Source organism: Cupriavidus oxalaticus, from assembly GCF_038900635.1.
GTDB classification, from domain to species: domain Bacteria; phylum Pseudomonadota; class Gammaproteobacteria; order Burkholderiales; family Burkholderiaceae; genus Cupriavidus; species Cupriavidus oxalaticus_B.
Genome location: NZ_JAYMRX010000012.1, coordinates 18,747 through 43,242, shown reverse-complemented (window position 1 = coordinate 43,242; position 24,496 = coordinate 18,747). Strand labels below are relative to the sequence as shown.

Annotated in this window: 16 protein-coding genes; 5 read left to right on the top strand and 11 right to left on the bottom strand. The window is 60.6% G+C overall.

Features of this window, described 5'->3' with window-relative positions; genetic code table 11:
* Positions 1-5 precede the first annotated feature (5 nt).
* Positions 6-539, bottom strand: coding sequence for a lecithin retinol acyltransferase family protein (locus tag VSR71_RS19340; protein ID WP_342915465.1), 534 nt, complete (start codon positions 537-539; stop codon positions 6-8).
* Positions 540-957: 418 nt separating this feature from the next.
* Between VSR71_RS19340 and VSR71_RS19335 the strand changes: the two genes are divergently transcribed.
* Positions 958-1,830 carry a hypothetical protein gene (locus tag VSR71_RS19335; RefSeq protein WP_342915464.1) on the top strand — a complete coding sequence of 291 codons (873 nt, stop codon included), beginning with the start codon at positions 958-960 and terminating at the stop codon, positions 1,828-1,830.
* 67 nt (positions 1,831-1,897) lie between these two features.
* Here VSR71_RS19335 and VSR71_RS19330 read toward each other — a convergent pair whose 3' ends face one another.
* Entirely contained in the window at positions 1,898-2,221 is a 324-nt protein-coding gene (locus VSR71_RS19330) for a nucleotide pyrophosphohydrolase (protein WP_342915595.1), read from the bottom strand.
* 164 nt (positions 2,222-2,385) lie between these two features.
* On the opposite strand from VSR71_RS19330, the gene VSR71_RS19325 reads away from it, so the two are divergent.
* Positions 2,386-3,045 carry an isoprenylcysteine carboxylmethyltransferase family protein gene (locus VSR71_RS19325; protein ID WP_342915463.1) on the top strand — a complete coding sequence of 220 codons (660 nt, stop codon included), beginning with the start codon at positions 2,386-2,388 and terminating at the stop codon, positions 3,043-3,045.
* 71 nt (positions 3,046-3,116) lie between these two features.
* Here VSR71_RS19325 and VSR71_RS19320 read toward each other — a convergent pair whose 3' ends face one another.
* Positions 3,117-3,908 (bottom strand): T6SS immunity protein Tli4 family protein, encoded by a 792-nt coding sequence (locus VSR71_RS19320; protein ID WP_342915462.1) that lies wholly within the window; start codon positions 3,906-3,908, stop codon positions 3,117-3,119.
* 1,452 nt (positions 3,909-5,360) lie between these two features.
* On the opposite strand from VSR71_RS19320, the gene VSR71_RS19315 reads away from it, so the two are divergent.
* From VSR71_RS19315 to VSR71_RS19305, 3 genes are read left to right on the top strand one after another with little or no spacing between them, the layout of a single operon-like run.
* The gene (locus VSR71_RS19315) at positions 5,361-6,926 is read left to right on the top strand and encodes a recombinase family protein (protein WP_342915461.1); all 1,566 of its coding nucleotides are present in this window, start codon (positions 5,361-5,363) and stop codon (positions 6,924-6,926) included.
* A complete protein-coding gene (locus VSR71_RS19310) occupies positions 6,923-7,825 on the top strand; it encodes a ParB/RepB/Spo0J family partition protein (RefSeq protein WP_342915460.1) in 903 nt (300 codons plus the stop codon). Before VSR71_RS19315 ends, VSR71_RS19310 begins: the two co-directional genes overlap by 4 nt.
* Positions 7,822-8,703 carry a plasmid partitioning protein RepB C-terminal domain-containing protein gene (locus VSR71_RS19305; protein WP_342915459.1) on the top strand — a complete coding sequence of 294 codons (882 nt, stop codon included), beginning with the start codon at positions 7,822-7,824 and terminating at the stop codon, positions 8,701-8,703. Before VSR71_RS19310 ends, VSR71_RS19305 begins: the two co-directional genes overlap by 4 nt.
* Positions 8,704-8,906: 203 nt before the next feature.
* On the opposite strand, the gene tnpC is transcribed toward VSR71_RS19305, so the two are convergent.
* The 8 genes from tnpC to VSR71_RS19265 all read right to left on the bottom strand — a co-directional run bounded on the left by tnpC (position 8,907) and on the right by VSR71_RS19265 (position 24,493).
* Positions 8,907-10,505: an IS66 family transposase gene (gene tnpC / locus VSR71_RS19300; protein WP_342915458.1), complete on the bottom strand. Its 1,599-nt coding sequence runs from the start codon at positions 10,503-10,505 to the stop codon at positions 8,907-8,909.
* Between the two features lie 70 nt (positions 10,506-10,575).
* A complete protein-coding gene (tnpB, locus tag VSR71_RS19295) occupies positions 10,576-10,914 on the bottom strand; it encodes an IS66 family insertion sequence element accessory protein TnpB (protein WP_342915457.1) in 339 nt (112 codons plus the stop codon).
* Positions 10,911-11,306: an IS66-like element accessory protein TnpA gene (gene tnpA / locus VSR71_RS19290; protein WP_342915594.1), complete on the bottom strand. Its 396-nt coding sequence runs from the start codon at positions 11,304-11,306 to the stop codon at positions 10,911-10,913. The genes tnpB and tnpA overlap by 4 nt, the downstream gene beginning before the upstream one ends.
* 231 nt (positions 11,307-11,537) lie before the next feature.
* Positions 11,538-15,266: an ATP-dependent RecD-like DNA helicase gene (locus VSR71_RS19285; RefSeq protein ID WP_342915456.1), complete on the bottom strand. Its 3,729-nt coding sequence runs from the start codon at positions 15,264-15,266 to the stop codon at positions 11,538-11,540.
* A 226-nt stretch (positions 15,267-15,492) separates the two neighbouring features.
* Positions 15,493-17,319: a hypothetical protein gene (locus VSR71_RS19280; RefSeq protein WP_342915455.1), complete on the bottom strand. Its 1,827-nt coding sequence runs from the start codon at positions 17,317-17,319 to the stop codon at positions 15,493-15,495.
* Entirely contained in the window at positions 17,316-19,724 is a 2,409-nt protein-coding gene (locus VSR71_RS19275; RefSeq protein ID WP_342915454.1) for a hypothetical protein, read from the bottom strand. Before VSR71_RS19275 ends, VSR71_RS19280 begins: the two co-directional genes overlap by 4 nt.
* Position 19,725: 1 nt before the next feature.
* Positions 19,726-21,198, bottom strand: a complete 1,473-nt coding sequence (locus VSR71_RS19270; protein ID WP_342915453.1) for a hypothetical protein — start codon at positions 21,196-21,198, stop codon at positions 19,726-19,728.
* Positions 21,188-24,493 carry a DEAD/DEAH box helicase gene (locus tag VSR71_RS19265; protein WP_342915452.1) on the bottom strand — a complete coding sequence of 1,102 codons (3,306 nt, stop codon included), beginning with the start codon at positions 24,491-24,493 and terminating at the stop codon, positions 21,188-21,190. Before VSR71_RS19265 ends, VSR71_RS19270 begins: the two co-directional genes overlap by 11 nt.
* Between the last annotated feature and the right edge of the window lie 3 nt (positions 24,494-24,496).

The window sequence follows — 24,496 nt, the reverse complement described above, 5'->3', positions numbered from 1 at the left end:
TGCGCTCAGGCCGGGGCACCTTCCCACGCCTGGCTGGCCGCCGTCTTCCACCAGCAGGCCAGCAGGCTTGCCAACAGCCGCAGGCCACTGAGCGGATGCATCATGCATTGCCGCACCTGCTCGCTGCGGCTTTCGCCATAGAGGCACCACGTGCAGAAGTGCTCGCAGTTGTTGGTCAGCAGCCGGTAACGGTCTTCGCCGAGGCGCGAGCGCGCGCGCCTGACGGATTCGGCGACACCGTAGCGCGCCATCGGCGTGGCCAGCACCGTAATGCCGCGCCCGGCGGCAAACGCAGCCAGGCTCAGTTCCTCCACCGGGCCTCGCTGCTGACGGTGGCAATAGCCAGCGTAGTGGACCACCTTGCCATTGCCGACGTAGATGCCGTGGTGGGCGTAACCGTGGCGCGGCGTGACAAGGTGCGCGCCGAGTGGCGGTTCGGCGTCAGCAGCGAACGGCAATGACGGGGACGGTGAGGCTTCGGCTGGCAGGTAGCAAGCAGACCGTGCCGTCGCCATCCCTGTTGCGCTGCAGAGCCTCATTGCCGTCTCCCCTGTTGCCGGCCGCTAGCGGCGGCCATGCCCGGTAACTGCATGGGGCATGCCAGTAGCGGCACGGCGGCGAGCCAGGTGCAGCGGGGAACGCGTGGAGCTTCCGGATGCGAACGCGGGGAGACAAAGCCGGCTCGGCGCGGGTTGTACGCCGCCGCATGCGGACGGGGCGGCTTCATGAAATGATCAAGCGTCCAAAAGGCTTTTGATCAAATGAGCAAGCCTCGCCGGCATGCCATCGCAAGGCCTGGATGTGGGCAGATGCAGTCCGCGGTGCGCCAGTGCCCGGGACACATCGCTGCCGTACCGTGTGCGACCGCACCGAATATCCGCCACCGAGCCCCAGAATAGGAGCCCTCGACGCCCCGCTTGCGCCGCCTCCCTCGGCATGCCCCCCCGGGGCGACAGGATGAAACGGCTTCCGGCCCATCTGGCCGCCTGCATCTCGCTCAACCTTCTGCTCACCGCCGGTGCGCACGCGTCGGATATCGCCTGCAAGAAGGCGCTGCGTCTTCCGGCCGCCCGCTGCGACGATCTGTTTGCCTCAGGAAGTCCATGCAGGGAAAACCGGCAGCCAAGCGCCGCCACCCTGATCTGCGACTACGCGATGCTCTATCGCAATCACGAACGCATTCATGCACAGCAGCAGCGACTGCTGCGCGCTGGCGTAATCGAGCAAGACGACGTCATCGCATGGCGACGGCGCCGGGATGCCTGCACGTCGGTGGCATGCCTGGACAGCGTCTTCGCCAGCTGGCGCCCGCACAGCATCCGCAAGCCGGCGCCTCGCGCCATCGCGCCGCAACCCAGCGGGCCCGAGGCGCCGGTGCACAGCATTGCGAAGAAAGAACCGCAAGCGGCGCCTAGGATGGCGCCCCAGCCAACGCAGCCGAGCCGACCGCAACCCGCTCCACCGGTCATCGCGCCGCAGCCGCCGCCTGAGCCCGTTGCCGAGGCGGAAATTGTTGAAGATCGCCTCCCCAGTGTCGCGATCGATCGTCCGACTCCGGCTTCCATACCGCTGCGTACATCGCCGCCTCGCGCGCAGGCGCCGCGGCGAACCGGATGGGAATCGCTTGGCACGCTGGCGTGGCTGGGCATGTGCGGCGCGGGCATTTGCTGCTGGTCCCGCAGGACGCGGGGAGAATGGCTGCCGGGCGGGCACCGCCTGCGCGAGCGCCTTCGCGATGCGTCTACCATGACCCTGACGGTCTGCGGGCTGGCGATGCTGAATGCAGTGTTGTTCTTGTGCATCCTGGCGAAAGGAACAGCCGCCTCATGAGGCCAAGCCGGCGTCAGGCGATGTCACCCGTGCCTGCGCTTCCGGCGTCAGTTCATCCAACCCGCTTTCACTCGGGCAACGGATACTTCCGGGCATTCATCTCCATCTTGGCGCGGACCGCGGCGTCAAGATCGACACCCAGCGCCGTCACCAGTTGCGTCAGGTAGATGGTGATGTCAGCCAACTCCTGCTCCACGTGCTCGCGCTTGTGCGTCGACATGACCTGGCGCGACTCATCCTCGGTCTGCCACTGGAAGATCTCGACCAGCTCGGCCACCTCCACGCTCAGCGCCATCGCGAGGTTCTTGGGGCTGTGGTACTTGCCCCAGTTGCGGGCCTCGCCAAAGGCATAGGCGGCTTGCTGGAGGTTCTGGATATCGATCAGTGGCATGGCGGGATGGCGTTGGCGCTTCATGGTGCCCCGGTTGCGGTGGTGCGTCGGCGCATCGGCAGCAGGGCGAAACCCAGAATTTAAGCACGACCACGCCCGCTCGACAGCCCGCCATGCCGGGCTTACGCTACACAGGTGCATCGATCGTCGCAGCGGAGGTCTCCATGCGCCCGACTCCCGGCCTGTCATTCGCCACCCTTGCCGGCACCGTTGCCTACCTGGCCATCGCGATCGCAGGCTGGGGCGGCATCGGCGCCTTCTTCGCGCATCCCGCGCGCGTGGCCCTCACCATCGTGCTGTTCGCACTGGCCGTGGCCGCGCTGTTCTCCGGCGGCAACGTCAGCAGCGGCATGCGCGAAGACCGCGGCAACCGCTGGGTGCTGGGCGCGTTCGGCGTGCTGGGGCTGCTCGCGGCGTACCTGCCGGCCTATACCGACCGCATCGGCTTCTGGACGCTGGACGGCGATACCGTGCGCTGGATCGGCGTAGTCTTGTTTGCCGCCGGCGGCGTGCTGCGCTTGTGGCCGGTGTTCGTGCTCGGGCATCGGTTCAGCGGGCTGGTGGCGATCCAGCCCGGGCATACGCTGGTGACGACCGGCATCTACGGCGTGATCCGGCATCCGAGCTACCTCGGGTTCGTGGTCAGTTCGCTGGGGTGGGTGCTCGGATTCCGCTCAGGCGTTGGTGTGCTGCTGACGCTGGCGATGGTGCCTGTGCTGGTGGCGCGGATCCGCGCGGAAGAGGCGTTGCTGCTTGACCAGTTTGGCGAGGAGTATGCGGCGTACTGTGCGCGAACCTGGCGGATGGTGCCGGGGGTGTACTAGACAATCCGCCTCGTCGTACAGGCGTGCCACGGCACGCCCCAAAGCTTATGCCGTCATCATGCGCCTGAGGCTCATTCACTGGCCTCGCCCATCCATGTCCACACCACCAACGCTTCGTCGGCTGGCAATAGCCCGAAGCTGACCATCGGCATCCCCTGCTTCCGGACGATGCTCGACTTGCTGGCCACCCACGCCGCCTGCGGATGCCCGGACGGAAGCGAGGCGCGCCACATGCCGGACAAGGGAGTGACCTCGCCCGAACGCACCGTGACCGGGGCACCGGTCTGCGTCGGCGGCGCGTTGACGCGAAAGCGCACGCCATCCAGCAGCCTGTTCCAGAGGGCAATGGCCTCGTCGTCGCTCAAGGACGCCGTGTCCGCGGCGCCGATACGATTGGCGGCCACCTTCGAGAACATCTTCGCGTTGATCCAGGCGGGGTGCAGCGTGGAGCGTTCCTTGCCAACGGCCTCCCATTCAAAATCGTGCGTGCCGTCCGCACGGCGGACCAGCGATTCCTCGCCCTGCCAGACGCCTACCGTACGCTTGCCTTCTCGCAAGGTCGTCAGCTTCGGATAGCGGGCGCCGAGGTTTTTCTTTTGCTCGGCGATCGAGGCCAGCAGTCCCACGCCATTGGTGTCGTCCACGGTTGCCCGCTTGTTGGAGTCAACCGAAAAGCTGACATCGGGGAAACTCGGCAAATGAATACCGGCGCCGAAGATTTCCTGGAATGTGCCGGAGGCGTCTGCGACGAAGCCGTGGTCGATGCAGGCGCCGGGGGCGGTAGGAATGTCGGCGTTGTCGCGTGCGCGGATGCCAGCCAGCAGAGGGGCGAGCTTTTCGCCGCCGGTGAACCATTCATACAAGTTTGATCCGGCTGCTACGAAGACGTGCTTCCGCTCGTTACCGTAGCCCCCAGACTTTCGCTCACTGATGAGTGTTTTCTCGCTGGCTACTGTCAAGCGATGTTCACTGGCCTGTCTAAGTCGGGTAACACCAGGTCCCACAAGCGGGGCAAAGGGGGTGTTTAAAATTAATTCGTTTTGCCAGCGAAGACGTTATTTTATTGGTTGCTGGCGCGCGGTCAATGATTATTGCCGTATTTTTTTGCGAATCGCTCGTATTGAATGACACTCGCAACGCCTTGAAAAACCCGGCAAATCTTAATGCCTCTTGCACAACTTTTCACTAGTGCGATGTGCACATTTATTGCATTAAAATTGGCTGGTTTTGAAGTGGCGAGAATTGTGGTGCCCTCCCAAAAAAACAGAAAGCCCGGAGGACTCGGGAAGTCAACCGGGCTACAGCAATGGCCTAATTTTCCACGATCACTGAGAAATTTTTTTCATCTCAGTGACACGTTTTTCATGATCTCTGACAACTGTGAGGAACCGGAATTAGCTGGACTGCATTTTTCGAGAAATCAATGACTTAACAGCTAATTCCGTCGCCGCTCGGCCGTCTTAGAACCGGAATTACCTGGACTGCAGTGAAAAGAAGCGCGAATTAGCTGGACCGCTCCGAATGCGCCTTTTTACGCACAATTCCTAGGCATCCATCCCACCCGTCTCGAAATCTCCGATCTGCCACTACCTCGACTGTCGCGCAGAGCGCGTCCCGATAGTCTGGGAGAATCTCAAGATAGCCTGGGCCAGATGACTTAAGTATCTGGCTAACTAATAGGGCTGTGCCACGGTGAACGTCGCGATGCCTGCCGTCCCCCCGTTTGCCGCCGGCGGGGAGTGACGTATGAAAATCGTCAGGCAGTGCCAGGCGTGCGGACTGCCGTTCGAGGTCCGCCCCCAAACGCCCGGGCAGCGCTTTTGCCCAGCGCCCGAGTGCCAGCGGCGCCGGCGCCGCGAATGGCAATGGCGGCGCTTAACGACAGACGCTGACTACCGCGAGAACCAAGCGCGGGCCCAATGCAACTGGGTCGCGGCGCACCCAGGGTATTGGCATGAGTATCGTGAGCTTCACCCCGCGTATGCCGCCCGCAACCGAGAACAGCAAAAGCGGCGGAATGTCACGAATCGCATTGCAAAGATGGACGTGTGGAAACGGCTTACCGCCGTCCGCTCAGGCATCTACGCCCTGTCTCCAGCGCCACAAACGCTGATTGCAAAGATGGACCCGTGGATCGTCCGAATTACAGTCCTGGCGCGGGAGAGTGCAGATCGCGTCATGATTGCAAAGAGAGGACGTGTCACGCCAGGCGTTTGGACCTGCTAAAAATGACGGTGTGCACGTCCCAACGATCGCCAACTTGGGGGCTGGCGGAGCATGGGCACGGCACTCGATTTGGACAGTGAGTCGAAATCATGCTGACAGTCCCTCCACGCAATGGCGAAACGCCATCGAGCGCCGAAGTACAAGCGGCCGAGTACGTCCGCATGTCGACTGAACATCAGCAGTACTCGACTGAGAATCAGCGCGACAAGATCCGGGAATATGCTCAACGGCGTGGCCTTCGCATAGTCCGTACCTATGCCGACGAAGGAAAGAGTGGCTTACGCATCGACGGCAGGCAGGCGCTCCAAAACCTCATTCATGACGTCGAATCCGGCACGGCGGATTTCCAGGTCATCCTGGTCTATGACGTGAGCCGGTGGGGCCGCTTCCAGGACGCCGACGAAAGCGCGTACTACGAGTACATCTGCCGGAGGGCTGGCTTACAGGTGGCCTATTGCGCCGAGCAGTTCGAGAACGATGGTTCTCCTGTGTCCACCATCGTCAAGGGTGTAAAGCGTGCAATGGCTGGCGAGTACAGCCGCGAACTCTCATCAAAGGTATTCGCTGGGCAATGCCGCCTTATTGAGATGGGTTTTCGCCAAGGGGGTCCTGCGGGATATGGGCTGCGGCGGGTACTTGTGGACCAGCACGGTGTCATGAAAGCGCCGCTGGCACGGGGCGAGCAAAAGAGCATTCAGACTGACCGCGTGATCTTGATGCCTGGCCCGGAAAGTGAGGTACGTACCGTCAATCTCATCTACTCGTGGTTCATCGAGGAGTCGCTAAATGAGCACGAAATCGCTGCACGCCTGAACGCAATGCGAATCGAGACGGAACTCGGTCGGCCTTGGGGTCGATCTACAGTGAGGGAGGTCCTGACGAACGAGAAGTACATTGGCAACAACGTCTACAACCGCGTCTCATTCAAGCTGAAGAAGACTCGGGTCGCGAACACCCCCGATATGTGGATTCGGAAGGAGCATGCCTTTGAACCAATAGTCCCAAGCGATATCTTCTACACCGCTCAAGGCATCATGCGCGCAAGGGCTCGCCGCTATTCGGATAGCGAGCTTATCGACAGGCTACGCGCACTGTATAAAAGCCGCGGCTATCTATCCGGCCTAGTTATCGATGAAACGGAGGGAATGCCATCGACCTCTGTCTACGTTTATCACTTCGGGAGCCTCATCCGTGCTTATCAGACGGTTGGCTTTACGCCAGACCGTGATTACCGGTACGTAGAGACCAATCGTTTCCTACGCCGCCTTCATCCAGAGATGGTGACCGAGACGGAGCGCAGAATCGCCGCGCTTGGTGGCACCGTAGTTCGCGATCCAGCTACGGACTTGCTTATGCTCAATGGTGAGTTCAATGCGTCGATCGTGCTTGCCCGATGCCAATCTCCCGCGACCGGCCATTACCGCTGGAAGGTACGATTCGACACAAGTCTCGCCCCCGACATTACTGTCGCAGTCCGCCTAGGCCAAGAGAACGGATCGATACTGGACTATTACCTGCTCCCACGCCTCGACTTCTGTAGGCCACGTATCAACCTGGCCGAACGTAATCCGGCCGAGCTGGAGAGCTACCGATTTGACAATCTCGACTACCTCTACGGCATGGCGGCTCGCTCTAAGCTTAGGAGAGCAGCATGAGCGAAAGGCGACAACCAGGCGAAGTTCGCATGATTCCAATCGATCGTGTCGAGGTCCTGAATCCACGTGAGCGCAACGGAAAGGTTTTTGGCGAGATCGTTGAGAACATCAAAACCATTGGCCTGAAGAAGCCAATTACTGTCACCCCGCGCATGGCTGCAGATGGCGGAGAGAAGTACATGCTTGTCTGTGGTGAGGGACGCCTCAAAGCATTCCGGTCTCTCGGTGAAACAACGATTCCGGCTCTCGTCGTGCACGTTAGCGATGAGGATGCCTTCCTCATGAGCCTAGCTGAGAACATCGCTCGCCGCCAGTGTCGTTCACTAGAACTGCTAGCAGGCATTCGCCAGCTACATGAGCAAGGCTACACACCGAAAGTCATCGCCGAAAAGACGGGACTAACTCAACAGTACATCCAGGGCATCCTGACGCTGCTTCAGCAAGGTGAAGAGCGCTTGCTTGTCGCTGTCGAGAAAGGCAGCATCCCGCTGAACGCGGCACTTGCGATTGTCGGTGCTGGCGACGATGACAAGGCGATTCAGGCGGCTCTACAGGAGGCTTATGAATCAGGCAAGTTGAGAGGCAAGCAACTCATGGATGCGCGCCGTGTTATCGAGCGTCGCCAGACACTCGGCAGGACAAGCTCCCGTAGGATGCCGCGGCAAGCTAGCGACGTCTCTTCGTCTAGCCTTATCCGCACATACCAGAATGAGGTTGAGCGCCAAAAGTCCATGGTCCGCAAGGCCGAGTTCGCGCAACAACGGCTGATGTTCGTTGTGGGAGCTCTACGACAGCTCTTCGCCGATGAGAACTTCATCAATCTTCTGCGTGCCGAGGACCTCGCCACGCTCCCGAAGTACTTATCAGAACGCGTGTGGTCGGGAGGTGCGTTGAGATGAGCGGCGTAACGCTAGGCTTCATTCCTGAGCCGTTGAACGTTCCTGTGGTCTGCATTCTGCCATCTCGGCGCACCCCAGAAGGCATTGCCACGTCCAGAAAGTTCAATCAGATCAAGTCATCGATAGAGGAAATCGGACTGATAGAGCCACTCTCAGTTACGGCAGCCGACCAGCAGTCTGGTCAGCATGTGCTATTGGACGGGCACATCCGACTGATCGCCCTTCGGCAGCTAGGCTTCGTCGAGGCTTCCTGCCTTGTTGCGACCGACGACGAGAGCTTTACATACAACAATCGCATAAATCGCCTCTCGACCATTCAAGAGCACCTCATGCTGAGGCGAGCGATAGATCGCGGTGTCTCACCGGAGCGCCTCGCCAAGGCGCTCAGCGTCGACGTAACTCACATCCAGAAGAAGGCCAACCTCTTGAACGGAATTTGCCCAGAGGCGACCGAGCTACTTAAGGATCGGCAATTTTCCCCAGAACTCGTTCGCGCCATCAGAAAGATGAAACCAACCCGGCAAGTGGAGTGCGTCGAGCTGATGGCTTCAGCGAACAATCTCACCATCTCATATGCCGAGGCTTTGCTTGTCGCAACACCAGCCAGCCTACTCGTCGATGGAAAGAAACCACGAAAGCTCACCGGCGTCACGCAGGAGCAAATGGGGAAGATGGAACGGGAGATGACGAACTTGCAGGGGCAATACAAACTCGTAGAGCAGACCTACGGTCAAGACATCTTGAACCTTGTCCTGGCGAAGGGCTATCTGGCGAAGCTACTCGAGAATGAGTCGGTGTCTGCCTTCCTTCGCCAGCGACATCGAGATCTACTCGCAGAGTTCGAGCTGATTGCGCAAACCGTCTCACTGGACCAATAACTCCGCCGGGACTTGCGCCATCATGTCAGGCTTTTCGGCAGCGTAACTCGATTCAATCCCGACCTGGTGTCGCTCGAGCAAGACTACTTTCTGTGACACGGGGCAGCGACGATCCAAACAAGCAAGTTGGAAAGTACCTGGAAGGTAAGCGTCTCGCCGCCCCACCTTGCCGGTTAAGAGCGATTGTGAGAGAGCAGACGCGCTCAGCGTGCGGGATGCCAGTTGTGGGGAAGCAGCTCGTCGATGCGGCTGTTCAGGTGGGTAGGCAGGCGGGTCAACACGTCATTGAGGTAGGCCCACGGATCGTGCCCGTTGAGCTTGGCTGATTGCACCAGGCTCATCACGACCGCGGCGCGCTGACCGGCCAGTTCGCTGCCTGCGAACAACCACGAGCGCCTTCCCAAGGCCCAGGGTCGGATCAGGTTCTCCAGACTGTTGTTGTCCACGCTTACATCCCCATCGAGGAGGTGGTGCGTCAACGTCGGCCAGTTTTTGAGACTGTAGTCGAGTGCCTTGGCTGTGATGCCGCCATCGGGCACACGTGACCGCTCCAGTTGCAGCCAGGCATGCAGTTGCTCCCACAGCAGCTTAGCGTCGCTGTGCCTTCTGGCCAGACGTTGCTCGCTGCTCAGGGTGGCGAGCTCCCGCTCAAGACGGTAGATCTGCGCAATGCGACGCAGTGCCTCTGGCGCGACCGTGCTGCTGCCCTGGTTTCGTAGCAGTTCGTCGTACCGACGCCGGGCATGGGCCAAGCATCCCGCGGCTATGCGACCGGGGTGCGCTTGCAACACGCTGTCATAGGCAGCGTATTCGTCGCGCACCAGCGTACCTTGCCAACATCGCTCGTTGCCGTCTTCACTGGTACCTCCCAGGAAGGCAATCGGGTACTGCGCGCCTCGACCAATACAGAAGTCGTAGATCACGCCCCGTTGTGGGTCGAAGGTGCCACGCGAATAGGCCCAGACGTAGGCTCGCTTGGTCTTGCCGGCTCCCGGGTCGAGCATCGCCACCGGCGTCTCGTCGGCGTGCAGAACCCTTGCTGCAAGTACGAAGCGCTTGTGCGCTTCATAGAGCGGCTCCAGTGCTGCACCAGCGCGCCCGGACCAGGCAGCCAGTGTGGAGCGCGGCGTGTGTACGCCCGAGCGGGCGTTGATCGTCTCCTGCCGGTAGTACGGCAGGTGATCAACGAAGCGGCTGATCAGCGTGTGCGCCACCAGTCCGGCTGCGGGCAGGCCACCGTCGATGATCTGTGGGTCAGCGGGCTCCTGCATCAGGCGTTGGCAGCCTCGGCAGGCCCACTTGCCGTAGATGTGGCGGTGCACGAAGAACTCCGCCGGCACGATATCCAGCTTCTCGCTAACGTCCTCACCCACGCGTACCATGGTCCGTCCACAGCCCGGTGTTGGGCAGTGAGTATCCTCGGGTTCGTGGTGATGCTCGACTCGGCGCAGGTGGGCTGGCAGTGGCTGGCGACGGGGCTTGCGCTTGGACTTGGTGTTGTCTTCAACAGAGGGCTCGCCCTTGGCCTGCTGCAACTGCGCTTGTAGACTGGCCTCGTCCTCGGCCAGGGTCTCCTCGAACAGGCGGCGCTGCTCGGCGCTCATCGCCTCGGTCTTGGCCCCGAACTTCCAGGCCTTGAGTCGCGCCAGCTCGAAGGTGATCTTCTCGATCTTGACGTCCTTGAGCTTGATCTCGCGTTCCTGCTGCTGGATGTGTGCGAGCATCTGCTGCGCCAGTGCCAGGACGTCCTCCGGCGCGAGGTCCTGAAGGCCTTGGTCTTGTAGTTGGCGCAGGTTCAGCATGGAACCATCGTGCCTGCCACCGGGCACTCACGCCATACGGATTTATGCTGTCAACGCGCCGTGATCATCGTCATATCCGCGTAATGGCCCGCAGGTCCTCGAGGCGCTGCCAAGGCAGGCCGAGGATCAGGGCGTCGAACTGTGCCTGCGTCAGTTGTGCGCCGATGGCGCCGACCTGTACGGCAGGCCAGGCAAAGCGTCCCTGGTTGAGGCGCCGCGCGGCGCACCATACGCCAAAGCCGTCATGCACCAATAGCTTCATGCGCGTGTGGCGAGCATTCGCAAACAAGTAGGCGTGATGTGACTGGGCTGCGCCGAAGACCTGCACCACGCGTGCCAGCAGCCGCTCGCTTCCGGCGCGCATGTCGATGGGCTCGACGGCCAACCACAGCGCGTCAATGCGGATCATCGCAGCCAGTCCCGAAGAAGTTGGGCACATTGCTGTGCCGCTGACAGAGGCCAGTGCACAAGCAGCGTGCCGCCTGGGCGCTGGATCTCTATGCGGATGGTCTCCGGCGTTGCAGCCGCCGGCGTGTCACACGGAAGCACCTCACCTGTGACTGCGGGTAGGGCTTCGACCTGCAGCGGAACAAACGCATGGCGCTCGCTCAGCGCAGTCAGCATCTGCCGCTGACGTTCCTCGCGTATCCATCGGTGCACCATGTTCGGGTTCAGCCCGTAGCTGAGCGCAACCCCCGCCACCGAAGCTCCTGCCTGGCGAACCTGTTCCAGGACCATGGCCTTGAATTCGGCGCTGTACTCCCGCCGGCGCGGCCGCTCAACTGTCGACACTTTATCCATCGTCTCCACGATCCTCCTTCGTGGGGACGATGCTTCATCGCTTCAATCGATTCAAGGTGGAGGAACTGGTCGCTTACCCTGGAAGTCCATAGGGAAGTCGGTGGCAAAGGCGCAAGCTCACTCTGCTCTTCGCATTCATTACTCTCTCATTTGTAGCCATTGCGGTGCACCCGCTCGAACATACTCTAGCTGCACCGCAGGGGCGTCAAAACCTAACCATGTGCACGCCAATCAGTCGTGCCCAAGTATGAGTTTGATGTTGGCGAGAATCGCGTTCAGGTCTAGTCCCTTGCCTTCGTGTTCCTCAGTTACCAGCAGAGTGCCGGCCCTTCCATCGTCATTTTCAGGCAACGGCAAAGGCAGGATTTTCGCCTTGCGGTACGCTGCCTTTTTGCGCTCCCAACGTTTCAAGTACTCGTCATCGGTGAGCATGCCGTTATGCTCCCAATACCAGACCGTACCGGCATCGTCGTCGCGAATCGTGAAGTCAGGCAGACGCTCAACACCGTCCAGAACGAGTGGCTGCTCGTACTGGTACTTGATGCCAGCAGCCTTCAACTTGTCGGCGATGATCCATTCCGACTTTGACCGGACCAACTCGCCGTTTTCCGTCAGGTAGATCAGCTTCTCATCCAGGAAGAGTGACTTGTTTCGTACCTTGATTTCTACCGGTGACGACGGCACGAAAAGGTTCGTCATCCGACGGTTGATCTCCGATGCTGCCTCTTGGCTAAGGTGCTGTAGGTCCCTGAAGTCCCCTTGATGGAGGATGATGATCTTGTCCCTTTGGCGCGTCAGCGCGGTGTAGAGCATCTCACGCGTCAGGTTGCGACAGGGGTTCGGAATCACAACGAAGGTCTTGCCGAACTCACTTCCCTGAGTTTTGTGCACAGTCAAAGCATAGGCCAACTCAAGTGGTGGCGTGCTCTCCTGCGAATCGAACTCCCACGGCTTGTACTTGTACGAAATGCCCGGTTGCGAGGCCAACTCAACTTCGACTTCGTAGGGCGACCAATTTTTCGCCTTGGTCTTGCGGTGCCCAGTAACGATGCCGATGTCGCCGTTGGCAACGTAGGCATCATCCGTTTCCGGGTAGGTCTCGCGCCCGCTCTTGTTTATGACATTGATAACCTTGTCGCCGTAGATGATTCCCTCTGGGCCCGCCGGGCTTGGGATCTTCTTCGTCCAGCCTGTTTGAGCAGCCATCTTGAGGAAGGACTTCCTAAACTGCTGCTGCAGCGCGCGGTTGATAGCGGTGACGCCAGCTTGATACTGCTTGATTGGCGAAAGGATTTGCCACGCCTCGGCTTTCTTGGATGCTCCTGGTCGATCCTTGTACTGAGTATTGAAGAAGACGGTTGAACCACCGTCGAACTCCGAATAGACGCCGCCCAAAGACTCCTCGAAGGTCGCTTCATCCGTGATCGACTTCAGCTTCAACTCAGCCTTTAGCTCATTGAGCAGCAACTGTTGAAGCTGATCAGGCTTGTTCCACCGAACCAGCTTCACGTAGTTCGACTTCCCAGACGCCACGGTCTGCCAGATCTCGTCAGCGCCCGCGTCCAGTGGTCGGCCGCTAAAAGCCTGAGCAAGCAGTACGTCTTCGCGAACGGCGCCCTCCTCGGCACCTTGACGCATCGTGACGGTCAGTTCTGCGAAGCACGGCGCAACCCGAGTTCTCAGGCTGTCAATATTGGCCGGCTTCAAGAAATTGACGATGTCCACGTAGGGCCGGCCTGCGCCGATCGGCGGCAGCTGCTTAGGGTCGCCAACCAGAACCAGCCGATCTACGTTCTCGACCGCATCCAAAAGTGCCGCGAGTTGCTCCTCAGTTAGCATGGAGCATTCATCAATAATGACTGTGGCGTGCACGGCCGAGCGGTCGGCATCCATATTGACGAAATACCGGCCAGTCTTGCCGTCGTATCGGTCCAGTCCATTCAAGAACTGGGCGACTGTCTTCCCTTGCCCAGCCATGCCGCTCGTCTGCTCTAGCCTCACGCGAGCTTTTCCAGTAGGCGCGAGGAGCAGGATTCCCTTGTTCCTCACGCTCTCGATGCCGCACAACGCCTTGAGTAGGGTGCTCTTCCCCGTGCCAGCGGCCCCCATGAGCACCGAAACTCCGGATTTGTAGAGCACCTCCAAGGCTGCCGACTTTTCCTTGCGCGCAGCGATGTCGCGGTTGCTCGGCTTTGACTTCGGGGTGCCCTTGTCCCTCGACGAATCAATTGCCGCATCGACCAGTGCAATCCAGTTGTGTTCCCCGGCGTTGGCTTTCCGGGATCTCCGCTTGCCAATCTTGGACTTGATCAGTGACGAGGTCTCGACGTAGCGGTCCAACTGAAACGCCTGGAGGCTATCCTTGACTTGAATGCTCTCGATTTTGGGCGCCAGACCGTCTTCCATGATCAAGAGCGTATCCATGTCCAGCGGACAGCCTGGCTTCAACGCGCGATCGCGAATCCGCTGGACCACCCATGTGGCCATGAGGTAAGTATGCCCCTCAGTTCGAGCTGCCTCTTCAAGCGTTAGAAGCATTGCCGCACGTACCCGTCGTTCATCGATGGCTTCGCGCACTAGGCTCGGTTCGGGCAGCGGAAATGCTGTACGAATCGACTCGGGAGGGAAGATGCCGCGATCCACCATCTCAAATGCCACTGGATCGGCTTGCAATCGGTCATTCTCATAGACCAAATAGGGATTGGCCAGGATTTCTGTGTCGCTCAGATCAATCCCGGCTTTCGTACGCTCCGTCGGCTGATACCATCGCAGGGCTTGAGCATCGGCCAAATTGAACCGAGCCAGCAGCATCAATAGTGCGCGCCGCTCTGGCGGCAGCTTCTCCCACTTCTTTCGAAGGGTGTCGCCGATACCGTCGCGCAGGTAAGCAGGCAGACCTTCCGGCTTCGTTAGTACATCTGCCAAAGCTCGCCAAGGGTCTAACTTCTCGTCGCCCTGACTGCCTATATACCAAGCCAACAAGTTTCCATGTGGAAAGCCGAACGCGTTCAGGGCGGCGCCCAGTCCAGGGAAGGCGCCACGCACTTCCCAGAGCCGGTTCAGCTCCGCATCAATCCACGCCAGATGTTTGTCCCAGGGCTCGTCTGCCAAGTGCTGGCGCATCGCCTTGATGGCCTTCTCAATGGCCAGCAGTGAAGAAATGGCGCCGTCGTGTGCGAGATGTTCGGTGCCGTAGGAATAACTACCAAAGTACTCGTCAGGCGCAAACGCAGTGCAGTCAGCAAGGTCAATGGATTCATCTGCCTCCGCAGCTTGCAGCAACTGCTGATAGGGCAGCAAGAAGCCGTCCGAGTCCTTCGGTCGGATCGAATGCTCGATGTTACGTTCCCAGAGATAGCCGCTAATGCTGTCCTTCGGCTTCTGCCCGGCCAAATAGTGATACTCGATTGGCGCACTCACCGACTTCACGCGTCCCACACCGATGATCACGCGGCGTACATCCTCAACCAGCGGCGTGCGCTTGGCATAGAAGAACACCAGCGACTCATTCGGCTTGGCCACGCTGAAAAACGTGTCAAGGATGATGCGCTGGTTGACGCCTTCTTGAACCCAGGTCTTCTTGTCTTTCTCCCAACCCTTGTTGACGGTGAGATCTGGCTCGCGTTCTGTCTGGTAGCCCAGTTGGAGGATCTCCGTCAGACTAGGCACGCCCCGCTTCTTATTGCCTTCCATCTGCTCGCGCAACATCCAGCGAAACGGAATGGCTGCGGCCGAGTAAGGACGGATGGTGTAGGGCGTTTCGGCGAAATGCCCGTGTGTCGTCTTGGCGCTCTCTGAGTATGGATGCTTCTTTTGCATCGACAGCGGAAACTGCGCCATGAAGGTTCCATGTTCATCAACGCACGGCGGATGCTGCGAACGATCAAGCGACTCAAAGCTATCGCCAGCACGCAGCATTTCAAAGGCGTCGTCACGACCGGTCGCGATACGCGGAAGCACCGTACAACTGGTGTTAGCGGTGCAACTTTGGCAGAAGGTGCCCTTCCAGCCAGAGTCATGCCACGGCACCCGAACAGTTAGGTGTCGAGCAGGCAAAATTCGTGAACCTTGAATCACTTTACTGTCCCCCACAACTGAATATCAAAGATGATGTCGCTTTGGGCCGTCAATGCCTGGTGCTAATTGCCACCGGTGCCTTGTTTGTCATGCGCCCACGTTCCACGCATCAAACGTCGAACTCCATCGACCACGATCCGACTCGTTCGAAGCTCGCGTCCTCGCCGTCGTCCGGATGCATTTGCGCCACGCGTCGCGCACCACGGCGATAAATACCCCACTGCGTTCCGCAAGCCTCGCAGCGTGCGGTGAAGTCGCCGTTGCGCGACGTGAATTTCGCCGGCTCAATGCAATGGCGACAGAGAGCAAGCAAGTTTGTCCGATCGACAGACAGCGCGATCTTGTTTTTCGTCTCCGAATTGAGCGCCGCGTCTCTCAACCACGCGTGCAACGCTTCTTCGTCGCTGGCACTCAAGGGCACGTCGGATCTCCAGTGCCGGTTTTCCACCACGCCGAGGGACTTGCTTTCGAGCCATGCCAGCGCCTCGCGGGGAAGCGGACCGATTGGATGTCCGTAAGCTGCAAAAGCCGGAAACCACAGAAAGCGTTCAACACTCAACGCAAGTCGCTCTTCCCCGTAAAAATCGAACGGATTGATCACGCGACTTTCCGCGTCCGGCGCCGAGGGTTCCAGTGCATCTTTATGGGAGCCCGCGAACAGGCACGCAATCACGATGCGACCGCTCGCATCCGGCCTCAACGCGGTGGAATTGTCCGGCTCGGTCATTGTCGGCACGATGACCAGTTCCCTCTCCTCTAGCCGAATCCTGATTTCATCGTCAACAAATGACACTCGTCCTCGCGCCCGCCCGAAGGTGAAGCCGATCGCGTCCGCTTCCGGCTGCGCGTCAGCCAGCGCCATATTCGTCATCACGCGATGAATCATCATGCGCAGATATTGTGCGAAGTCGGCAAGCGCCCGCCTGTTATCCGCCAGCACCTGCTCCGGCTTGGTTTGCTTCTTCATGGAACGCGTCTGGTACTTACCCCACAGCGTCCGCAGATGCCGGTAATGTTGGTCGTGCATGAGGATGTTGGTGTTGCGCAACTGCGTGGGCACGCGCGCCGAACGCGGCACATTCCGATACAACTCGCTCTGCCTAAGCGCGCCAACACGCATCTTCGCGGACCGGAGTAACTTGATGGCCTCGCACGAATCCTTTAGGCCTTGCTCCGTCGCTGAAGTGCCCATTGCGCCGCCCCAAAGCTTGAAGAGGCGATCGCGCAGTCGGTGATGGATATGTTCGGCCTGCTCCAGCTTGCGCTTCTCCTCGTACTTGTCGTTGATCTCTTTGGTCTCGGTGAGGCGCCAGCACAAATAGTCGTAAAGCTCGTCCAGCAAACGTGTATAGACCTTGTTCTCGTAGATCGACCACTCGTCCTCGCTCAGCAACGCGAGCAGCCTCTTGGGCAACACGCCGAACACGGTCTGACTGAGCCAGTCCTCCGAATGCGCGGCCAGGTGTTCGATGGCCTTCGGTGCCATGCGTCGTACGCGATGAATCTGCGCGACTTCCGCCTGGTACTTCATGGCGTAGCGTGGCCTACGGGCGATCTCGTCAAGATGGCCCTTGTCTATGACACGCTTGAGTTCCTTGTCTCGATCGTCGAGTTTCACCGAATCAGCTAGCTCGCTCGGGATCAGCGGCGACGGCGGCTCGGACGGCTGCGCTCGGTACTGCATGGCCAACGTTTGGACTGAACGAAGGATGAGCGATGCAACCGGATCATCGTCGCTACGGCGAGCGCCGTCGCGGAACCCGTGCGACTCGCCATCGAGCAGGCAGCGCTCCCGTCCGTCGCTCATGATCAACTCGTTCTTTTCTAGAACGAATTGCCCGTTTAGCGTCGCTCGCTTCAGCAGCCTGTAGCGCCCCGGCTCGACTTCCTCAGGTAAGGTGACGATCTCGCCGAGGTAGCGATCGAATACTTTCACGCTCCGCGCTCCCGCTCCAGGCGTTTGAAGTCGCGTTCGATAGCCATCAGACATCTCTCGGGGAGTGCGCCGTCCGTGACCGCACCGAACATGTCTATCAGGGCGTGCTGCACGACTTCGAGTGTTTCGGCATTCATGCCGTAGCGCCCAATAACCTTGCCGCTGCGGAAAATGCGCGTCGACAACAGATGATCCAGCCCCTGCGCGACGCTGCCGCCGGCCGCCTCAACGACGGGTAGAAACTTGCGCGCCTGCCGTTCGAAGCGATTGCCCCAGCCGATGTCGAACAGGTCCGCAAGCACCTTGGTGAGACGGCTCTTGCTGATGATGCCCAGGCGCTCGTCGATTTCTCCGCGCGCCGAAGCCTGCGCCGTTTTGAACGCCTTGTCGAGCGAAGCAAACGAAATGGTTTTCGGATGCAGCGGTTGCGTCAGCTCGAAACGATCCTCGTGACGCGGCAGTTCGAGCACAAAGGCTCGATCGTGCGTCTTGTCCGCGAGTTCGTTGGTGGTCTCGTCCTGATTGGCCGTGCCGATGAACCAGAGATTTTCCGGCAGAGCAATTTCGCGCCCGCCACGCAGTTCGCGCGGTGCATTGGGTGGGCTCGTTTCGACGAGGCGGATCAGGCGATCGTCACCTTCCTTTTCGAGCGCCGAGAGGAAGTCGGCGAAATATTGCTCCGGACGCGATAGATTCATCTCGTCGAGCAGGACGATGTTGACACGGTCCCTCGCCGAGGGTGTCGACGCGCGATACAACGCCTGCAGACACTCCTTCTCAGCGAAGCGTCTCTCGAACGTGTTGTAGTGCCCCAGCAGATCACTGCGGTCGCGCCAGCCCGCCTGTACCGCGATGTCCTGACACTCGCCCCGGACGACCTTCGCGAAGGCCTTTGCCAAGCTCGTTTTGCCCGTGCCGCTGATGCCCTGGAACACATGCAACTGACTCATCGCTAGGCCACCAACAAAGAGCTGCAAGTCTTGCGTGCGGAAGAACAACGGATTGTCTGGCTGTACACACGCTAGCCGGATTCTCAATTCGTCGGTGAAGGCTTTTAGATCTCGTACCTTATCGACCGGCCGCTCGGTCTGGAACTCCGGCTCGGCATCCATTCTGGCCAGTTCGGGAAAGGCCGTGGCGGACTGGCGAGAGTCCGTCAGCTTACCGATACGCGTTTCGAGCTCGTCCAGATGCAGCTTCATGGCCTGGTTCTTCCGCTGCATGACGTGTAGTTCATCAGCCGCCCGCTCGCGCTCCAGCGCGGCCATTTTTACGATGTGCGCACGCTGTCGGTAGCCTTCGACTTCGATGCGCAAGCGATCCAGCTCCTCCAGCGCCCGATCTCGCTCGTCGCGCACTGTTCCGATCTCGTCGAGCGTAGCATGCGTTTCGAGCTCACTCACCTTGCGCTTGAGCGTACTGTTCGCATGCTTGAGATCTTCCATGTCGCGCAGCAGGTCCGATGGCGCACGGCTTCCCAGCATGTCGACCAGATCGGCATAGCCGTCGAGCTCGTTGCGCGCGCCTTCGAGTTCCCGCGACAGGGTCTCGTTCTTCTGGCGAAGCTTGTCGATGGCGCGATCACGTTCCGCACGCTCCGCCTCGAATTCGCTTTCCAGACGCTTGCGCAGCATGCTTTCCATCTCTTCGCGCGTGCGCTTTTGCGAATCCATTTGCAGCCTTCGTGCCGCAAGCTCGTCTTCCAGCGCCGCGAGCACGGCTTCCTGCGTCGCCAGCCGTTCCGCGCGCTCGGCGAGGCGGCTGCGCGTCGCATCGCTTTCCTTTGCGAACTGCTCCTGGCTCTGGATCAGCCTTTGTTCGATTTCCACAGCGATGCCGCCCCGGCGCGTCTCCAGCTGCGCTATGTCCGCCTTCAGATCACGCAGCGCCTGCTGGTTCTGTTGCGTGAAGCCGCGGCGGGCATCGAGTTCGCGGAGTTCGATGTCGCGCTCGCGTTGCGTGAGCGTGGCGTCCTTCGCGCTCAGGCTTTCCTGTCGCTCGGCCTGTTGCATTTCACGCCGCCCGAACTCCGCTTCCTTCGCCGTCAGCGCCGTATCGCGCGCCTGAAGCTCCGCAGACTTCGCGTCGCAGGTGCGGCGTTCATTTTCGAGCTGCTTTTGTTGATCGCGCAGCGTGACGGCGAACGCTTCCAGCTGGCGACGGTCCGCGTCCGACTCGTCGAGTTGTGCGGGCAACAGGCTCTCTGCCGCCTCGATGAGAATCGCCTGCGCTTCCTTCGGTTCCTTAGAATCCTGTGGGATCTTCGCCGACTCGTAGAGGTTGTTCAGCAAGGGCGACCCCTGCGCCCTTCCGCCAGCCGCCCTCTGACCGTTATGGCCCTGGCCGCCGATGACTTGATTCAGAGCGGGCGGGCCGCCGCGATTGAGCTTGTTCTTTTTCGCCATGTCAGTACAACCGTTTGAAAAGTGCCATCCAGTGGACAGCGAATTTGGCATATTCGAGAGCTTCGTCGCGATCGGCCTGCCGGCCCGATGCGTGTCCGCCCACTTTGTTGCGGTAATCAGTGAGGCGCGACAAGCAGATGAGTTGCAAGGCATCCGAGCCGACTTCATGATATGGGTGATCATCGCGCTCATGGGCGGCGAACAGCGTCGCAGCGAGCAGCCCCTTGAGCGGCTGATTCATCATCTTCATAGCGCGCGCGATAACGCTTCTACTCTGCCCGGCCAGCGCGTTCACCAGATCCGCGTCGATGGCGGCACCGCCGATCCGCAGCGTCGCGAATTCCGCTTTCGCCTCGTGGGGAGACCAGTTCGCGTTCTTCGGCCAGTCGGGCGGCGACGCCGTCCATTCGCGCAGCAGCCATTGCAGAACCGTCTCGATGAGGCTGGCCGATTCGGTCATCAGCGCGCCCAGCTCCTCGGGTTGCGTCCGCTCCTGACTTTCGACGCGCTCGGTCAGCCGCAGCACACGCGCCAGATGATCGCGGATCAGCGTTTCGCCGATGAGATACGGATGGCTTACACTGATTTCCACGTTGACACTCTCCTCGATCCTTTCAACCCACTCCTGGGCCGACAGGCCATCGGCTGCCACTTCCGGCAAGAGGCGTTGCATCAATCCGGCCAGCCGTGCGTTGCCCATGGCCAGTTCGATGAACGGCTTTCTCAGCCACGTCACCGCGCGTCGGATGCCGAACGGATCGCTTATCAGCCAGCGATCGACGCCAGTTTCGTCGCGGTACAACTCGCACCACAGGTACATCGGGATCGGCTCGTCGGCGATGCATTCGATGGCATCGAAGTTGACTTCTGGATTGACCTCTCGCCACTCGCTCTCCGCCGCCCCGACATCCCGCCGGTACTGCCGGTGCGCGCGCAACAGACGGTCAAGATCGAGTGAAGGCGGCGCGATGTCGCGCAACACGAACGGATTACGCTTGCGCCCGGAATCACGGTCGAGAACGAAGAAAGGCCGGTTCTTCGCGTCATGACCGGTCGGAAGAATCTCGGACAACTGTGTCGTGAAGCGCGGAATCCATTCGCCGCTGACGGCATCCTGGAACGCATAGCCCGCCTGCAACGAACTCCGCACCTCTTCCGCGTCGTCAAGAAGGCGCTCGCCTCTTTTTGTCACTCTGAGGCCGACGTCGAGCCAGCCGCTCGGCTGAAGCTGAACCGCGATGATGAAGCGCACGAGCTCGGGATCCAGCGCCATCAAGGCAGCGAGTTCGTCGACGTCGCGCACGCCGGCACGAATCATCCCAAGCATGGTCTCCTGAAACAAGTTGAGACCCGAACGCCGCCGTTCATCCGGATAGAGAACCTTCCACGCATACACCGGCCAGAGCAGGTCTTGGCGGTTTCTGGACGACGGCGCGTTCGCGGCGCGCATATGACAGTAGCGATCAGAGAACATGGCCGTGCTCCTCCTTGCAGAGTTGCAGGAATGCGCTCAGCGCCGGCACGGCCTTGTCCGCACCGTCGCACTCCGCCATCGCTCGGTCGCCTACGGCGATCAGAAGCGAGCGCTGCCGGCTCATCGCAACATTCATGCGGTTGCTAAGGCGCAAGTGCCCGTACTTCTTGTTGGCGCTGCTCTCGAAGGATGCCTCACCCACTTCCGCTTTATTAAGCCAGTGCTTGTTCGAACGCACCACGGATAGCAGGACGATATCGAACTCCTTACCCTGGAATGCATCCACGGTGCCAACTCGCAAGCGCTCCTCGCCGTCACGCGTGGTACGGTAATTCTCCTCGATCACCCACTCGCCGGTTTCCTCATCGCGTCGCGCGAGCCCGCTGCGCGCCATTTCCCGGAAGATTTCATCACGCTGGGCACTGTAGAACGTGATCACGCCGACGCTGACCTCGTCGCCGCAGGAATCGAGCAGGCGCTTGGCCTCGCGTGCGACCTTGACGGCCTCGGACTTCCTGCGCCAGCTCGGCACGCCTTCCCGACTCTCGCGACTGTCGCCGTCGCCGGCCGGCACGTCGATCCAACAACACACTCGGCCTTCGTGGCCCTTGACGTCCGAGAGGAACGCGGACGCCGGCCGGCCCGATGTGACCGGATCTAGCCCTTCCTTTTCGTAGAATTCGCGACTCACGAAGTTCCCCAGTACTTCGTGCATGCGGAACTGCACGTCCAGCATGACGACTCGCGTGACCTCGTCCTGTTGCTCTCGCTGCTTCAACTGCTTCCACAGCCTCTCAAACAAGCTTTCTTTATACAAGTCGCGCTGGTCATCGGTCAGATCATGCGCTTGAGCGACTTCTTCCTCCACCTGCGGTTCGAGCAAGTGAGGCAGCTGACGATGATCGCCGACTAGCACGATGCGCCGTTGCGCCATCGACATTGGAATGAATAGGTCCAGCGGATTAGCGCGCGCGGCCTCGTCGATAATCACGGAGTTGAAAGTGATGCCGGAATCGCCAATGCCACTTAGGCTTTTCAGGTTGGCCATGTGCTGACTCGCGGCCTGCTGGCACGTAGCGCCGACGATCATCGCGTACTCACGCACGGTATCTGCGGTCCGCACCGGATCAAGCGCGAGCGCGTCGCGATAGCGCGATAGCACGCCGGCCTTTCCGAGGCGCGACTCCTTCAGACGATCTTCAATCGCCGTTTCGATCGCCCGCAGCAGGCTCTGGCCACGCGCGTCGAGACGATGCCTGATGCTCGGCGGGCGGTAATCGGTCAGGGCGTCTAGCAATGCGTCTTTCGCGTCCTTCAGGTCTTGCAAGACCCGCGAATCCGCTATCGGATCGATCGTCCCGATAGCGCGCAGCCGCTCCACGAGTTGCTCCGGCATGCCGCCGACCCACTCGCACGCCGCAATGAGATCGAGCAGCCGCTCCCGTCCGTCGTCTGCGAACCCGGCTGCCGTCACGCGCAGGCCGCGCACCTTTCGCAACAATAGCGCGGCGTCCCGTCTGCCGCGCCGGACGACAGCGGGCGTCTCGGCGACGTACTCGCGCCAGTCCTCCATCAGATTCGGCGAAATGCGGATACCGGTGCGCGACTTCGTGAGCGCATCGAGACAGGCGCTCAGTTTCTCTAGCTCCGCGTGGCGTTGTTCGGGCGCGAGGGCTGCGAGACGCAGCGTGGCAAGGGATTCGTGCAAACGCTTGAGCGTCGCGAGTTGCGGCTCGTCGGACTCGTAGCCCGCCAAGCTCGTCTCGACCGCAGCGCGCGTGTTCCTGCACCATTGCTCGATGCGATCGTTGCCGTCGGCCGCCTTGCGTCCGCCGACCTTGATGCCAGGCAAGCCAAAGACCTCGGTCCGATGCAGGGCGTTCTCCACAGCATCGTGCTGGAAACTGGAAATCAGCACCTGATGTTGCACGTTCTGCTGCTCCCCCAGTTCGCTAATCCGCCGCTCCAGCGCCGCAATCACCTGGGTCTTGCCCGTGCCCGGCGGCCCGATGATCAAGGCGATATCCGGTGTCTCCAGCGCAACCTTAATGGCCTTCTCCTGGCGCGACGTCGGCTTGCCGTGCTTGAAGGAGGCTCGCGCGCCAGGCGTCAGCGGCTGGTGCGTCTCCTTTCTCGAAGGCGGCACTGGCACGTTCTGCAGCAGATAGCGCAGTTGCGGCAGACGCCGTCCGCTATCGATCTCCGCACGCGCCTTCGCGCGGCGCTCCTGCACCGAGCGGTCGCCGGCCAGCGACAGGGACAGATAGCCCTGCTGCGGCGGATTGCGCCAGGAACGGATCAGCAACGGGCCGCGTCCGTCCTTTCGGATTTCCGGGACACCCCGGAAGCGCCGCGACTGCGCCACCTTGTCCAGATCTATCGTCCAATCGGGATGATTCGCAGTCGCCTCGAGTTCCAGGCCGCCGCCCGTTTCTAGCGCACGCCATGCGTCCATGAAACGGCGCAGTTCGTCCGGCGCCACGTCGAACCGCCAGACACCGCCCTCGTCGCTCGCCTGCTCGGCACGGCTGTATTCCAGCACGCCGAGCGTTGCTGCCTGACGCTGGCTGCGTTGCCATTCCTGTTCGCTGTACTTGCGCCACAACGCCAGATAGCTGCCGTTGTTCTGCACCGACTGGTCAAAGCTGGCGCGCGCCGTCGGACTCAGCAACTGGCTTGCGGCGGTGGCCTCGACGAACTCGAATACGCCGTCCAGCCGCGTCCATTCGAGACCCTTCGCGCGCATGCGCTCCAGCCGTCGCACGACGACGCGCCCGCTCGTTTCGGCTTGCAGATGCAGGCGCCACGACTGCCCGATAAGCTTCCAGTCGCCGGGTTGAGATTGCGCGTCGCGCTGCACCGCCATCCATTGCTTGCGTCCCGCGACGATGAACTCCTCCTTCAGCCAGGCGAGCGCTTTGTCCGCGTCGTAAATATCGATTGCGTTGCGTTGCGCAAGGCTCGCGATGACCTGTTCGTCCACCGCGATCTGCACGGGTTCGTCGAGCGGCGTCCAGCCGGACGGCAGAATCGTCTGGAGCTGGAAGCTGTCGTCCATCTGCTTGAGCAGCAACCAGACGAGCTCGCGCCGGTCAGCCGAAGACAAGAAGCTCTTTGAACAACTGTTCCGGTCCAGTTCGATGCGCTCGTCTTCGTAAGCGAGCCAGAGGAAGCCGTCCACATCGCGCGACACGGACACTTCGATGTTACGACGCAGCGGCATAGCGGGCACGCCAGTCGCCGCCCGAACAAAATGGACCTCGGGCTCGAGCAAGGGAAAATCAACGAGTTCCATCGG